Origin of the sequence: Paracoccus sanguinis (assembly GCF_900106665.1) — a bacterium.
Lineage (GTDB): Bacteria > Pseudomonadota > Alphaproteobacteria > Rhodobacterales > Rhodobacteraceae > Paracoccus > Paracoccus panacisoli.
Window position 1 is genome coordinate 1 of record NZ_FNNA01000008.1, and the last position, 13,738, is coordinate 13,738.

General features: G+C 69.4%; 19 protein-coding genes and 1 pseudogene. 3 read left to right on the top strand and 17 right to left on the bottom strand.

Annotated features, from left to right (window positions below):
• From BLW17_RS15635 to BLW17_RS15655, 6 genes and pseudogenes are all read right to left on the bottom strand, one after another.
• Window positions 1–266 (bottom strand): annotated as a pseudogene (locus BLW17_RS15635) (phage tail tape measure protein); the annotation flags it as partial.
• On the bottom strand, window positions 247–387 hold the full coding sequence (locus BLW17_RS18730) for a DUF7697 family protein (RefSeq protein WP_023851451.1): 141 nt from the start codon (window positions 385–387) through the stop codon (window positions 247–249). The gene BLW17_RS18730 and the pseudogene BLW17_RS15635, both read right to left, overlap by 20 nt.
• Before the next feature lie 98 nt (window positions 388–485).
• Window positions 486–923: a hypothetical protein gene (locus BLW17_RS15640; protein ID WP_036731864.1), complete on the bottom strand. Its 438-nt coding sequence runs from the start codon at window positions 921–923 to the stop codon at window positions 486–488.
• Entirely contained in the window at window positions 923–1,861 is a 939-nt protein-coding gene (locus BLW17_RS15645) for a phage tail tube protein (RefSeq protein ID WP_036731866.1), read from the bottom strand. The genes BLW17_RS15640 and BLW17_RS15645 overlap by 1 nt, the downstream gene beginning before the upstream one ends.
• 24 nt (window positions 1,862–1,885) lie before the next feature.
• Window positions 1,886–2,305: a hypothetical protein gene (locus tag BLW17_RS15650; protein ID WP_036731868.1), complete on the bottom strand. Its 420-nt coding sequence runs from the start codon at window positions 2,303–2,305 to the stop codon at window positions 1,886–1,888.
• A gap of 91 nt (window positions 2,306–2,396) precedes the next feature.
• On the bottom strand, window positions 2,397–2,759 hold the full coding sequence (locus BLW17_RS15655; RefSeq protein WP_036731870.1) for an ArsR/SmtB family transcription factor: 363 nt from the start codon (window positions 2,757–2,759) through the stop codon (window positions 2,397–2,399).
• Window positions 2,760–2,806: 47 nt separating this feature from the next.
• Here BLW17_RS15655 and BLW17_RS15660 point away from each other — a divergent pair, with 47 nt between their 5' ends.
• Entirely contained in the window at window positions 2,807–3,676 is an 870-nt protein-coding gene (locus BLW17_RS15660; protein ID WP_013654509.1) for a cation efflux transmembrane domain-containing protein, read from the top strand.
• Window positions 3,677–3,804: 128 nt separating this feature from the next.
• Here BLW17_RS15660 and BLW17_RS15665 read toward each other — a convergent pair whose 3' ends face one another.
• Genes BLW17_RS15665 through BLW17_RS15705 form a run of 9 tightly spaced genes read right to left on the bottom strand, consistent with a single transcriptional unit; the run spans window position 3,805 to window position 11,450 of the window.
• On the bottom strand, window positions 3,805–4,434 hold the full coding sequence (locus BLW17_RS15665; RefSeq protein WP_036731875.1) for a DUF6441 family protein: 630 nt from the start codon (window positions 4,432–4,434) through the stop codon (window positions 3,805–3,807).
• Complete coding sequence (locus BLW17_RS15670; protein ID WP_036731877.1) at window positions 4,431–4,742, bottom strand: head-tail joining protein; 312 nt, start codon at window positions 4,740–4,742, stop codon at window positions 4,431–4,433. The genes BLW17_RS15665 and BLW17_RS15670 overlap by 4 nt, the downstream gene beginning before the upstream one ends.
• Entirely contained in the window at window positions 4,742–5,755 is a 1,014-nt protein-coding gene (locus BLW17_RS15675) for a major capsid protein (RefSeq protein WP_036731880.1), read from the bottom strand. The genes BLW17_RS15670 and BLW17_RS15675 overlap by 1 nt, the downstream gene beginning before the upstream one ends.
• Window positions 5,756–5,780: 25 nt before the next feature.
• Window positions 5,781–6,146: a head decoration protein gene (locus BLW17_RS15680; protein WP_036731882.1), complete on the bottom strand. Its 366-nt coding sequence runs from the start codon at window positions 6,144–6,146 to the stop codon at window positions 5,781–5,783.
• A gap of 4 nt (window positions 6,147–6,150) precedes the next feature.
• Complete coding sequence (locus BLW17_RS15685) at window positions 6,151–7,176, bottom strand: head maturation protease, ClpP-related (RefSeq protein ID WP_052176247.1); 1,026 nt, start codon at window positions 7,174–7,176, stop codon at window positions 6,151–6,153.
• Between the two features lie 4 nt (window positions 7,177–7,180).
• Window positions 7,181–8,701: a phage portal protein gene (locus tag BLW17_RS15690; RefSeq protein ID WP_074827009.1), complete on the bottom strand. Its 1,521-nt coding sequence runs from the start codon at window positions 8,699–8,701 to the stop codon at window positions 7,181–7,183.
• Window positions 8,702–8,704: 3 nt separating this feature from the next.
• Entirely contained in the window at window positions 8,705–8,920 is a 216-nt protein-coding gene (locus tag BLW17_RS15695) for a phage head-tail joining protein (protein WP_036731884.1), read from the bottom strand.
• Between the two features lie 3 nt (window positions 8,921–8,923).
• Entirely contained in the window at window positions 8,924–10,918 is a 1,995-nt protein-coding gene (locus BLW17_RS15700; protein WP_139306048.1) for a phage terminase large subunit family protein, read from the bottom strand.
• The gene (locus tag BLW17_RS15705) at window positions 10,866–11,450 is read right to left on the bottom strand and encodes a hypothetical protein (protein WP_036731886.1); all 585 of its coding nucleotides are present in this window, start codon (window positions 11,448–11,450) and stop codon (window positions 10,866–10,868) included. Before BLW17_RS15705 ends, BLW17_RS15700 begins: the two co-directional genes overlap by 53 nt.
• Before the next feature lie 111 nt (window positions 11,451–11,561).
• Here BLW17_RS15705 and BLW17_RS15710 point away from each other — a divergent pair, with 111 nt between their 5' ends.
• Both BLW17_RS15710 and BLW17_RS15715 read left to right on the top strand, forming a co-directional pair.
• Window positions 11,562–11,834, top strand: coding sequence for a hypothetical protein (locus BLW17_RS15710; protein WP_007426709.1), 273 nt, complete (start codon window positions 11,562–11,564; stop codon window positions 11,832–11,834).
• Between the two features lie 95 nt (window positions 11,835–11,929).
• A complete protein-coding gene (locus tag BLW17_RS15715) occupies window positions 11,930–12,514 on the top strand; it encodes a DUF3489 domain-containing protein (RefSeq protein WP_036731891.1) in 585 nt (194 codons plus the stop codon).
• Here BLW17_RS15715 and BLW17_RS15720 read toward each other — a convergent pair.
• Together BLW17_RS15720 and BLW17_RS15725 are read right to left on the bottom strand one after the other, a co-directional pair.
• The gene (locus tag BLW17_RS15720; RefSeq protein ID WP_425287090.1) at window positions 12,496–12,816 is read right to left on the bottom strand and encodes a DUF7220 family protein; all 321 of its coding nucleotides are present in this window, start codon (window positions 12,814–12,816) and stop codon (window positions 12,496–12,498) included. The two genes, BLW17_RS15715 and BLW17_RS15720, sit on opposite strands and share 19 nt — an antisense overlap.
• Window positions 12,817–12,825: 9 nt before the next feature.
• The gene (locus tag BLW17_RS15725; RefSeq protein WP_074827012.1) at window positions 12,826–13,734 is read right to left on the bottom strand and encodes a DNA cytosine methyltransferase; all 909 of its coding nucleotides are present in this window, start codon (window positions 13,732–13,734) and stop codon (window positions 12,826–12,828) included.
• Window positions 13,735–13,738 lie beyond the last annotated feature (4 nt).

Consider the following 13,738-nt stretch of genomic DNA (forward strand, 5'->3'; position numbering starts at 1 on the left):
GACTGCGCAAGCTTGGCCTGCGCGTCGACCGTCTGCAGCCCGGACCGGATCATCGCCACGCCAGCGGCAGCGGCCGCTGCCACGGCGGCGGCGGCAGCCACAGCGACACGGCGGGAGAAGGCTGCCAGCCGGGCGTTGGCCGACTCCATCTCGCGGCTCAGCCGTCCGAAGCCGCGCGACCCGGCCTCGCCGACACCTTCCAGTTCGGCGCGCACCTGCCGTCCGCCCACGGCCGCGAGGCGGACGCTAACCCGTTTTTCCGCCATGGGAGTGATCCATCTGTTCGTTGAGCTTGGCCACCATCACCGCTTCGATGACGGGGAGCAGTTCGGCCATGGCGAGCGGCGGCACGCCGAGCGCATCACCGAGCGCCAGCGCCGCCGACATGTCCCATCCGACGACGGCGCCGGGCAGGACGCGCAGCTGGCCGCCGAGACGGCCGACGAGGTCCCAGACCTGCCAGCCCTCGAGGGTGAGCGGCCGGTTCAGCCGCGCCGGGCAGTCCGGGCACGTCGTTTGGCAGGCTTCGCAGTAGCGCTCGCCCCCGCCGAAGGACCATTCGGCGAGGGCGCGGAGGCGTTTTTTTCCTGTTCCAGCAGCAGGCCCTTGGAGACGTAGGTCAGCTGGAAGGCCTCGAAGATCGGCCAGACGTCGAGCAGCGCGTCGATGGCCTCGGGGCTGGGATCGATGGGGTTGCCGTCAGCGTCGCCGATACCCTCCCAGGCGAGAATTGCGCGGCGCGCGAGAGCCTTGGCGAAGGCAACCGCGCGCTCCTCGTCGGACGCCTCCTCGGGCACCGCCTCGACGGCCGGGTCGCTGCGCGTCGCCACCATCAGGGCGGTGGTCAGCGGGCGCAGCTGCACCCGGACGCCGGGCGCGAGGTCATGCCAGCGCGGAGCGTTGGTCAGGTCGAGCGTCAGCATCAGTAGTTCTCCACGTCGTTCACGAGGGTTGCGGTGCACATCCGCCCGACCACGCTGTCGCGGGCGGCCTGCCAGTCGAAGGTCGCCTGCACGCCCTGCGGCCCGGAAATCTCGATGCGTGGGCGCGGCAGGTAGACGGCGTGCACGGTGAAGGTGAAGCTCTCGCCCGAGGGCAGAACATAGGCGAATTCCAACTCGCAGGGATCGCCGTTGATCGCCTGCGTCACCAGCGTGCTGTCGGCGAACCGAACCTCGATGGATCCCGTCAACGCGGCGATGGACGGGTCCGCGCCGTCGATGCGGCCGTCCGAACGGATGGTCTCGATGCGGTCGAGGTTGTTGGCGTAGGTGATGTCGGCCGAGACCACATTGCCGAGGGCAGAGCCGTTCCGAATGATCGACCCGTTGAAATGGCCGAAGCGCTTCAGCTCCAGCGCGGCGGGTGTGCCGGCGCTGGTCATCGTGCCCACCGTCTCTCCTTGCGCCACCAGACGCGCGGTCGCGGTCAGTAGCCCCGAGCGCTGCATCTGCCAGGTGATTTGGTCGAGAACGCAGCCGGAATACATGGCGTAGCGCGGCACCTCGGGCATGCCGGTCTCGATGGAGAGACTCGGCAGCGTCCAGGCGCCCGACTGGAACTCGTGCGTCCAGGGGCCGGTGCCGCTGGTCGTCGGTGCCCCGAAGGCTGCCTTCAGCCAGAAGCCGAAGGCTTCGGCGTCGAGCGGCACCACGACATCGCCGTCCGCCGTCACCGCATCCTTGATCGGTGCCAGCGGATCGCGGCCGTAGCCGAGAAGCTCCGAGTTCAGCAGCGGCTGCTCCGCGCCGAGCGTGGTGCTGGCAAACGGCATCTTCGTGAAGCCGCCTGTCGGCGGCGTGCCATAGGTCGTTTCGAACGCAAGCGCCATCTGCGCCCGCGCCCCTTGGGCTCGTGCCATGGTGTTCTCCTGTTGTAGGTGGGATCAGGCCAGCGGGTCGGCCGTGGAATAGTGCAGCACGACCGGAACCACCGCGGCCTTCAGGCTGGCCGCGCCCTCGACCGGCAGATCGACCGGGCGCGGCGCTTCCGCCTCGACCCAGTCGCAGAGCCCGCCCAACGTGCGGTCGGCTGCGATGGCCGCGCCGACGCTGGCGATCAGCGTGTCGAAGGCGGCGTCACGGTCGGCGCCCTGCACAACGGCCTCGATCTCGGCTCGGTGCTGGTAGTGGTAGCGCAGAGGCGAGAGCGTCACCTCCGGCTCGCCCGGTTCGCCGTCCCGCAGGATCAGGAGCCCGGCGGCGGGCACGCGCTCGGGCAGAACCTCGCCGCGCAGGGTTGTGGCAGGCACCGTCAAAAGACGTGCGTGCAGCGCCGCCAGCGTGGCCTCGCGTGTACTGGGCATGATGTCACCGAAGAAAATCCGAATGGCACAGCACCGGGCGTCGTCGCCCGGTCTTGATCGTAGGCCAACGACGGCGGACGTCCGCCGTCGATCAGACCGTGCCCGCTCCTTTGAAATTCTCGCACGAGTCAACGCCCCGAGCGGTCCCGGCCAGGAGGTCGTCGGCCAGCCTCATCAGTTCGTCCAAGCGCGGATCGCTCAACCGATACCGGACGAACCGACCGTCCGGTTCTCCGACAACCAGCCCGCATTCGCTCAGGCACCGCAGGTGGTTTGAGGCGTTCGACTGCGACAGGCCGGTGGCGCCAACGATCTCCCCAACCGAAAGCGGGCCGTCACGCAGAGCGGCCAAAATCGACATGCGCGAGAAGTCAGCCAAGCCGCGGAAAAGCTTCGCCCGCAACTCGACGACTTGAGCATCAGCCTGCTGAAGGATTCCGGTCTCGCTCGACATATCAGTCTGCAATGATATATAGCCTCGTCTGTCCACGGAAGATCGTAATGAGCGAAACGGCCACAATGAGCAACGCTGAGCACGCGCGCTACAGAGTCACCGGCATGGACTGCCCGTCATGCGCCGCGAAGATCGAGAAGGCGGTGCGGTCGGCCGGGGTCGAGGACGTGAAGGTCTCGACTGCCACGCAGATCATGACGGTGCATGTATCCGACCTGAGTTTGCAGCTGCCCGAAGTGGAGCGTGCGGTGTCGGGCATCGGCTACCGACTGGATCGGCTGGGCGGACCCGAAGCTGATCACGAGGGAGACATCGACGATCTTCCGAAGGACTTGAGCCATATCACCCCGGCCTACCGGCGTGCGCTGTGGATCGTGATCGTGCTGAACGTGGGCTACGGCCTCATCGAGATGGTTGGCGGCTTCATTTCCGGATCGCAGGCCCTGAAAGCCGATGCGCTCGATTTCCTCGGCGATGGCCTGATCACCTTCCTTGGGGTTCTGGCGATCGGCTGGAGCCTGGTCTGGCGAGCCCGTTCCGCTCTGATCCAAGGCTTGTTTCTCGGGGCGCTCGGTCTCGGGGTCCTCGCCAACACGGCCTACCGCGTACTGGTTCAGCAGCAGCCTGAAGCTGAACTGATGGGCCTGTTCGCCGTGATCGCGCTCGTGGTCAACGTGGTTGCCGTTCTGCCGTTGCTGCCCCACCGGGCCGGAGATGCCAACGTTCGGGCCGTCTGGCTGTTCTCGCGCAACGACGCCATCGGCAATGCAGCGGTCGTCGTGGCAGCGGGTCTGGTCGCCTGGACTAACACGGCATGGCCCGACCTCGTTGTAGCGGCAGTGATCGCCGGGCTGTTTCTGCAATCCTCGTGGTCGATCATCCGCGACGCGCGGGCCGATTTGCGGGTGGCCACGTGAGGCCACGCCGGTCACCGGGCTTCGGGCGCCGGATCGTGCAGGCGGCATCAGGACCAGAATACGATCTCTCGGCCGCCGAGATAGACGGGGCCTGTCAGGGCTCCAGATCCTTTTTCCGGCGCGTCCGACTATAGTTTCGCCTCCACCCAATTCGCCACGATCAGTCCCGGCACCGCGTCGTGCGCCCGCTCGGCATCCCTCGCCAGATCAAGCCGCTTCGGCAACTTGACCTGCGGTACCAGCAGGAAGATCGGCGCGGTGACCTTTCCGCGCCCGGTCTTCGAGCGCGACACCACCGCTTGGCCCTTCGTGTTCAACCGGCCCTCCGCCACCAGCAGGCTCGGTCCGGTGCGACGATAGACGAAGCGGAGGCGCAGGCCACGGCGGCGCTCCCATTCGCCGGGCGTGATCCGGCCGCCGCGTAGGGACTTGCCTGCGGCAGGCAGCGGGATCGCCAGCCAGAACCCGTTCTTCGAGCGGATCAGCGGACCGGTGTCATGGGCACCGACGATCACCGGCGCCTTGGACCAGACCAGCGCCGCGGCGTCGAGGCTCTCGCCCGACCTCGGGAAGGTCTGGCTCCGGATCGAGTTGGCGAGCCGGGTGCCAAGGCCCGCGCCGGTGATCTGCAACCGCCACGCGGTCTTCAGCCCGGTCCCGGCCTCGCGCATGGCGGCCGTGACAGCGCGCTCCCCGGCCGTGATCTCCGCCTGCATCATCGCGACGATGTCGGGATCGATGTCGAGATTCAGCTTCATGCAGGTATCAGATACACAGTCCAGGCTAGCCGCTCGCGGTCGCGGACGGGCTCGCCCTGGACCAGGAAGGCGTCGCCGTCGATCTCGAGCCTGTCGCCCGGGCGCGGGTTCGCCACCTCTGCGACCAGCAGATCGATGCGGGTCGTCTCGGACCAGAGCCGGGCATCGCCGAACTCGGTGACGGCGTCAGCACGCCGGGCGACGACGCGCACCAGTACGGGCGCGCCGCCGTCAGCGATGTAGACGGCATCCCTTCCGATGTTCGGATCGGCGAAGAGGGCACTGAGGGCGACCGCGAAGGCGGACATCAGGTCCGCCGCGCGCTGCGCAGCACCTGCGGGCGGGTGCAGATCGGCAGCGGATTGCTCTCGATCTCCAGCCGCACCCACTCGTCGCGATCACGATCGGGGATGGTACGTGCGTAGAGCGGCTGGCCGAGGGTGTTGACCGTCTCGAAGGTGTCGGCGGGCGCGTAATAGATCTCGAACAGCCCCTCGATGCCTTCCGGATAGAAGTACGCCTTGTCGGTCGGCACGCCGAAGCCGACGCCGCCCCTGTAGCGGCGGAAGGTGATGCCGCCGAAGCTGACCTCGTCGGCGACCCGGCCCCGCAGGTCGGCCGCCGCGGCGGTGTTGAGATAGGTCTCGCGCACCTCCTTGTGGGCCACGAGATCGGCGAAGAAGGCCGAGCCGCATTCGGCCCGGACCTGCACGGCGCCGGCCGAGAGCCCGCCCATCGAGTCCTCGACGCTCTCGATCAGCGCCTGGCAGCGCTTGCGGAGCGCCCCCGAGGCCGGGCTTGCGTTGTCGAGGTCAAAGTCGATCTCGGCCGCCGGAGAGATGCCGAACTCGGTGAAGTAGTTCACCACCGTGGCGTGGTCCTTCGGGTCCTTCACCAGCCCCTGGATGCCGTTCAGGAGGTGGTACTCGAAGGTCGTCTCGGCGTCCTGGCGGAGCTTGCGCAGCCGATACGCGACCTCGGTCTGCACCTGCTGGGTGGCGCTCTCCGAGCCGAAGTCGCGGACGGACTGGATCTCGGAGGCCCAGAGCACGTCCTGCTTCTTGAACTGCCGGCAGACGAAGGCGCGCATCTCGCGCCGGTCGGGGACCTGCTGCTCGTAGGCCGAGCCGCGCTCGGAGAACGGGATCAGCGAGAGCGTGCCGTCGCGGCTCTCGATCACGACGGTGCGGGAGCGCACGCCGCGCGGGCTGAAGAGGTTCGAGCCTGACAGCAACGCGGGCTTGTAGGGGATGTTCTCGAGCGCGCGGGTGAGCTCGACGATGGTGAAGGCATCGCCTTCGAAGATGTCCATGGTGGCCATTTGGATGCCTCCTGTCGGGATTGGATCAGCGGACGAGGATGCCCGCGGCGAGGAGCGCCGTGTGGGCGGCCGCGATCTCGCCCTCGCTGGGGGTGCCCGCGAAGAAGAGGTCGTGGCGGTTGACGATGGCGGGTCCGCGAACGACGGCGACGGCGGGCGCATCGCCGGCGCTCGCATCCGCATTGCCCCAGAGCACCGCGACGGCTGTCTCGGTGCCGTCGACGGCGGCCGGGTCGTGGGCGGCGTATTTGCCCGAGGCGGTGATTTGGCCCAGCACCGTGCCGGGCTCGAGCGTGCCCGCGGCGACGGTGATCGTCTCGCGGGTGTAGTCGCGGAAGGCTTCCCAGACGAGGAAGCCGCCGGGGTGCGTGCCTTCGACCAGCGTGGTCATGGTGTCATCCTTTCAGCTTGAAGGTGCGGGCGACGATCTCGCCCCAGGGGCGCGCGGCCGAGGAACGGCCGGGCTGCGGGTGATGGGGCGCGATCTCGGGCTCGGCCTCGGCCTTGGCAGCGAGGAGCGCGGCGCGCACCTCGTCAAGGCTCGCGTCCTCTTCGAGGAAGCGGCCCGCCATCTGCGGCTGGCCCGCGAGGCGGCAGAGGTCGACCACGGCCCGGGCATGCCCGATGGCCTCCGCCCGGATCGCGGCAGGATCGGGCGGCGCGCCGCTGCGCGGTGGCGTCTCGGCAGGCGGCTGAGGAGCGTCGGAGGCGGCGGCCTGCTCGTCGTCGACATCAGACAGTTGATCGCCTTTGGAGGCGTCGTCGGTATCCTCGTCCGCTTCGACTGCGGCGCCGTCGGCCGCGTCGTCGGAGTCCTGATCCGCTTCGACCTGCTCTACCAACACCGGCGGCGCATTGCGGAAGCGCCCGATGTCGAAGTTCGCGGCGATGCGGACGGGCTCGATCAGCCGGTCGGCGAAGCCCTGCGCCACGGCGTCCGACGCGTCGAACCATGTCTCGGCGGCCATGAGCGCGGAGACCTCTTCCGGCGTCCGGCCGGATTTCGCGGCATAGCCGGAGACGAGGCTGCCCTTCACCTTGTCGAGCGCCTCGGCCATGGCGCGCATGTCCTCGGCCGTGCCCATGACGAGGCCGGCGGGGTCGTGGATCATCAGGAAGGCGTTCTCCGGCATGACGATCTCGTCGCCCGCCATCGCGATGTAGGAGGCAGCCGAGGCGGCGATGCCGTCGATCCAGACCGTGACCGGGCCCGCGTGCCGTTTCAGCGCGTTGTGGATAGCGACTGCGTCGAAGACCGACCCGCCGGGGCTGTTGAGCCGCAGATCGACGGGCGTGCCCTCGCGCAGCGCGCCGAGTTCCGCCAGGAACCCCTTCGCCGAGACCCCGTAGGCGCCGATCTCGTCATAGATCGCCACTTCCGCGCCGGTCCCCCGGGCGCGGATCGCATACCAGCTTGCCATGTCGTCACTCCTGTTCGGTGGCCGGATCGGTCGCCGCGGCGCCGTCGTCCGTATCGTTGCCGGCGCCATTGCCGGGCTCGGCCCGCGTTGCAGGCGTCGCGCGGGCGCCCTGCGTCTCGCCGGGGCTCGTGCGGTAGCGCAGGCCGAGACCTGTCGCGCGCGCGGCGTCGGCGGCGTTCTCGCGGTCGACTTCCTCGACGTCGTAGCCGGTGGCCTCGACCACCTTGCGCCGCGAGGTGATGCCCGCCTCCATCGCCAGCACCTGCGCCTGGATGTCCTTCAGCGGATCGACCCAGTCCCAGCGCGGCGGGATCCATTGCACCGGTCGCACCTTCGCGGGAGCGGCATCGAGCGCGCCCGACAGCACCGCAGTTTCGAGCCAGCGCATCCAGACCGCGCGGCAGAGCTGGTGCACGATCACGCCATGCTGCAGCTGGCCGATGCGCCTGCGGAACTCGACGAGTTCGGCGCGCAGGGACGAGTAGTTCGCCTGCCGCACATCCCCGGTGACGAGGTGATACGGCAGCCCCAGCGAGGCTGAGACCGCCAGCAGCGTGCGGTACTGGAACGCCTCGTAGCCGCCGCCGACATCCGCCGGCGACGAGAACTTCACATCCTCGCCCGGCAGCAGCACCTGCATCGTGCCGGGCTCGAGGCTCGCAATGGCGGCGCCGTCGAGATCCGCCTCGGCCTCGCCCATCATGGGCTCTTCGGGCGCGGTCTTGGTGATGAAGCCCGCGAACATCGCCGCGGTCTTCTTCCGGTCGAGTTCGGCGTCGTCGTACTGATCGAGCAGGAACAGCCGCACCATCGCGGGTGCGATATGCGGCAGTCCCCGGATCTGGCCCGCGTCGATGGGCCGGTAGATGTGCAGCACGTCGGCCGCCGGCACGCGCACCGTCTCCGGAATGTCCGCCCCCTGGTCGGTGCTGTCGCCCGGATGGCGGCGGCGGAAGTGGTAGGCCACGCGCCGGCCGATCCCGTCGAACTCGATCCCGCATCGGATGCGGTTGCCGTTTCCCGCCGTCTCCGTCTTCTCGAAGGGCAGCATCTCCGACTGTAGAAGCTGCAGCTGCACCGGGACCAGCAGCCCATCCTCTGCGCGACGGGGACGCAGCCGGACGAAGCATTCGCCCGCGACGAACATCTCGCGCGCGACCATGGCCTGCAGGCCGTAGAAGTCGGTCAACGCGTCCGCATCGGCCTCGTCGGTCCAGGCGAGCCAGAGCCGCTGCACCCTGTCGCGGAGATCCGCGTCCCCGATCAACGAGGACGGCTTGATCCCGTCGCCGACGAGGTTCGCGGCGAAGGCCTCGCAGGCGTTGGTGGCATAGCCGTTCGTGACCACCAATTCGCGAGACCGAGCCAGCAGCCGCGGGCCGCCCGAGGCGACCAGCGCGTTGATGTTCTCGAGCGGCGGGTTCCAGCCGCGCAGCCGCCGCTTCGCCATGGCGCCTTCGAGACGGGCGCGCACGGCAGCGGGACCGCCGGGGGCGCGGCGGCGGAAACGGTCGAAGAGGCCCATGGCTCAGAGCCCCTTTGCTGTCGTCACGCGCAGCTGCCGGACAATCCGACGCCCCTCGGCCGCGGCGATCTCGCGATCCAGCGCCTCGATGGCCCGGTCGATCTCGGCCACGCTCCGATAGTCCACGGTCTTGCCGTCATAGCTCACCCGAGCCACCCCCGAGGACCGCTGCGCGGTCAGCGCGTCGCGGCGGGCGCGGAGCTCTGCGGCCGTGGCCATGGATCACCTCATGTAGCTCGAGCGCACCGTGCGCCGGCGCGGCGTCTTTCGTGTCGGGCCGGACGGCACCGTTGCCGCACCGTCCGTTGGCCCGTCCTGCTTCGCCACACCGAGCTGGGCCTCCAGATCGGCCCACCGCGCCTCCGGCCAGCGATCCGCCCCGAGGATCCACGCGGCCGCGCGGGCATAGACCCGGGTGTCCAGCGCCTCGTTGCGCTCGCGGAGCTTCTGCCATTCGAGCCGCGTGAAGCCACGCTTGCCCTTCACCGTCACCAGCTGCTCGGCGGTCAGCTGCTTGAGCCATTCGCCGTCCGCCCAGTCCGGCAGGTGGATCGTGCCGGGCGGGCACAGAGCGCCCACCGCCTGTTCCTCCCTCGTCGGCCGGTCCTGCCGCAGGAAGCGATAGGTCTCGGCCTTGAAGGTCGAGGTGGCCACGGTCCAGAGCCGGGCCCCGCGCCGGAGCCGCTTGCCGGCGACGGTGGCATCGACATAGGTCGGCCCGGTCACCGGGCTCGTCCGGGTGAACCCCTCGACACCCTTCACCGGCGCAACCTGCGCGAACCCGACCTGGCGCGACCAGGCATAGACCGCGCTGGTCTCGTAGCCCGTGTCGATCGCGAGCCGGGCGAGCGACAGCAGCTGCCCCGAGGCGTGCGTCCAAGTCCGTCCGAGCAGATCCGTCAGCTGCTGCCAGCAGGCCGGATCACCGGGGCCGCCCTCGAGCACAAGGTGATCGACGAGCCAGCTTTCCAGCCCGCGGCCCCAGGCCCAGACGTCGACCTCGATCCGGTCCTTCTGGACGTCGGCGCCCGCGGTCAGGAACAAGCCGCGCTCAGGGACCGTGCCCGGGGACCACGCTTCGCGCCGGTCGGCCAGCCGCTGCCAGTCGGGCGCCTCGCCGGTCTCCATCCAGGTCTCGCCGAGGATGGTGTTCCGGAACGCCCGCATCGCCTCGTCGCTGCCCCGTGCCGCCTCGTGCGCCCGCGCGATCCGCTGCCAGCTGAGCCACCCGACCGGCGAATAGAGCGCCGACAGGTGATAGCCGACGGTCGTCGGATCGGCGGTCGTCACCGTCGCGCGCCACTCGCCGCGCTCGAGCATCCGCGTCTTGTGGTGCTCGGCGATGGGCCGCTCGCAGCCCTCGCAGAGATACTCGGCCGTCTCCGGCCGCCCCTTTTCCCAGCGCAGCCGCTCGAACTTCAGCCACTGCATCGCGTCACAATGCGGGCACGGCACGAAGTAGCGCCGCTGGTCGGACGCCTCGAACTCCCGCTCGATGCGCGACAGCCCCCGGATCGTCGGGGTCGAGACAAGGAACACCTTGCGCCTGTGGGCGAAGGTCAGCGAGCGCGCTTCGGCCAGCGTCACCGGATCGCCTTCCTCGTCGGCCGAGGCCGGATAGGCATCGACCTCGTCGAGGAAGATGTAACGCGCCGGGGTGGACCGCAGCCCCACCGCCGAGTTCGCCCCGGTCATGATCAGGATGCCGCCCGCGAACTCCTTCGAAAGCATCGTGTTGCCCGCGTCGCGGGACCGGGCCGGTTTGACCCGCTCCCGCAGCTCGGGGCTCTCGTCGATCAGCGGGTCGATGCGCTGGCGCGAGTTCCGCTTGGCCAGTTCCACCGTCGGCTGGACCGCGAGCATCGGCCCCGGCGCCTGGTGGATGACGAAGCCGATCCAGTTGTTGCCGGCCTCGGTCGCGCCAACCTGCGCGGCCTTCATGAAAACGATGCGCTGGGTCGGATCGCCGGGCGAGAGCCGGTCCATGATCTCGCGCATGTAGGGCGTGCGCGCGGTCCGGTACTGCCCGGGCTCGGCCGAGGCGCGCGAAGCGAGTTTCCGGTGGCGGTCGGCCCAGCTCGAGACGGTCAGGTCCGGGTCGGGCCGCAGGCCCCGCGACCAGGCACGGATCAGCGCGGCGGACCCGTCGAATCCGACAAGATCGTCATCCAAGCCCGGGTCGGATCTCCGCGAGGCTGTCGAGCTGGGCGCGGACATGGGCCTCCAGAACCTTCTGCATCAGCGCCGCCTCCACCTCGCACGCGTCCCCCAGCGCCGCGGTGAGCTCCGAGGCCATAAGCGCCGCGACGCGCGCCGGCCAGGTCACCCACGCATCGCGTTCGTCGCGCGCGAGCCGGAACATCAGCGTCTCCGCCCGGGCGCGGTCGACCAGTTCCCCCTTCAGCTTCTGCAGCCGGATGCGCCGCTCCTGTGCCTTCAGCACCTCGTTCGCGGTCTTGGCCTGCAGGAAGGTCGTACCGCCGCCGACGGCCGGGGCGGCCAGCCCCTGTTCCCGTAGCGTGTCGCCGACGGCGGCGACGGCGGCCTCGGGCACGGGTTTCAGCTTCGGCGCGGGCGGCTCGCGGGTCTTCGACGGGTCGGTCGTCTCGGCTCGTCGCTTGTCCGAAGCCGCGGCGTCGATGCTGCCATCCTCGTGCAGGACGAGCCGCCCCGCCGTCTTCGCCTTCTGGATCGCGCCGCGCGACAGCCCGACATGGGCGGCATACTGGCGCTCGCTCATGCCCTGCATCGCCAGCCCCGATTATCATTCAAAGTCAGGCGCTTATGTCGTTGATAAGCCTCGCGGACAGAGCGAACGTCCATCCCACGAGGACGATGCAACTCACCCGGAGCCACAACGATGACCACGCGCCTGAACCCGATCACCACCCCGCGCTTTGAGGCCCGCGCCGACAAGGCCCGGCGCAACAAGGAAGCGGCGCTCGCCGCCTTCATCGGCAAGAAGGCCGAGATCGACGAGATGCTCGCCCGCCTGCAGGCGCTCAGCGACGACCATTTCAACTGCCACCCCGACGAGGTGGGCTGGGCCATGGTCGGCACTCTCGAACACTACGCCAGCCTGCTGAAGCGCATCACCGACAGCGCCTTTGGCGAGGGCGAGCACGCCCGCTGACCTCCGGCACTGCCGGAACTCCCGCCGCGCCCCATGCGCGGCTCGGGGTCGTAGAAGGTGCCGCATGACGCGGGCCTCGAACACGGAGACCCCAGATGACCAAGCTTTCCGACACCCAGCTCGTGATCCTCAGCGCCGCCGCGCAGCGCGACGACCGCAACGTCCTGCCGCTTCCCGGCTCGCTCCGCGGCGGCGCCGCCGCCAAGGTGGTCGGCGCGCTCCTGAAGCGCGCGCTGATCGCAGAGAAAGCGACCGACAGCGAGACCAAGGCGGACGCCGCCCTCAACCGCATCTGGCGCAACGACGAGGACGGCCGCGCCATCCTCCTGCACATCACCGATGCAGGCCTCGCCGCCATCGGCGTCGAACCGGAAGGCGGCGCCAGTGCGCCCACGGGCGTCGACGCAGCGCCGAGCGCGGAAGCCCCGCGGGACGCCCCCGCCGAGGGCGAGCCCGCGCCCAAGGCGCGCACACCGCGCACGGGCACCAAGCAGGCGAAACTGATCGAGATGCTTCGCGCCAAGGGCGGCGCGACCATCGACGAAATCGTCGAAGCCACGGGATGGCAGCCTCACACCGTTCGCGGGGCATTCGCCGGGGCGCTGAAGAAGAAACTCGGGCTCGAAGTCACCTCCGAGAAGGTCGAGGGCCGCGGGCGGGTCTATCGCTTGGAGGGCTGATCTCGTCTGATCGCAGGACCGAAATCGCGCCGATAAGGCAGCCGACGACGAACATGGCCGCCGCTCGCATCGAGCGGCGGTCTTGTCGTTCTGACACGGATCGCCTCAAAGAGCCGCCGCAGGACGTAGGATCGCGCGATGCTCACCACCGTGAACACCGCCCCCATCTTCAGGTTCTGCGCGAGCGTCGTGTGCAGCCCGAAGACCGGGAAGATCAGGATCTGCGTCACGACGGCGACCCCGTAGCCCACCCCCACGTTGACGATGGCCTCGACCAGCGACATGGCCCGGCTCTGCTTCATTGCGCCCCCTCATCCATCGGCCAGCAATTGAGCCGCGAGAGTTCGGAGCGCATGCGCCGCGACCAGCGGGACCACTCCGTTGCCACAGAGCCGAAGCCGGTCCACCCGGTGGGCCAGCCCATCAGCGCCTCGACGAAAGCTGGGTTCAAGGTCCGGGGCGTGTCGCAGGAATGCGCGCCAGCCATCGGTGTCACCAGGACCTGGCGGCCAAGCAGGCCGTTCACCGGCGTATTCGTCAAGCTCGTCGCCCCGTCCTTGTGATCCCGCGCCGTCGGCGTCATCCAGAGGCGCATCAACTCCGTCCGATTCCCGCCGCTCGACCGCGTCCCCGAGCAGGCGCGCGGGGTGGGCCACGTGGTCGCGTTCGCGGATGGCGAGGATGAAGAGCCGCTCGCGCCGATGCGGCGCACCGACTTCCGCCGCCGTGAAGAGGCCTGCCGCAAGCCTGTAGCCCATGCCGACCAGTCCTCCGGCGACATCGGGGAAGCCGAGGCGGAGATGATGGGCGACATTCTCGAGGAACACGAAGGGCGGCTCGATCTCGCCGACAATCCGGGCGACATGCGGCCAGAGGTGCCGCGGGTCGTCCGCGCCCCGGCGCTTGCCCGCGACGGAGAACGGCTGGCACGGATAACCCGCAGTGACGATGTCCACCGCGCCGCGCCACGGGCGACCGTCGAATGTTCCAACGTCGTCCCAGACAGGCGCCGGATCCAAGGCCGCGTCTTCCATCCGCGCCACAAGGATGGCCGCGGCGTAGGCGTCCCGCTCGACGTGACCCACAGTGCGATATCCGGGTAGTGCGAGGTGCAGCCCGAGGTCGAGCCCGCCGACGCCGGAGCAGAGCGAGAGGCCGAACAGGCACGCGTCGCCGGCTCCGGCAGGCAGGCCGGAGGAAGGTAGAGCCACGCCATCCACGTCG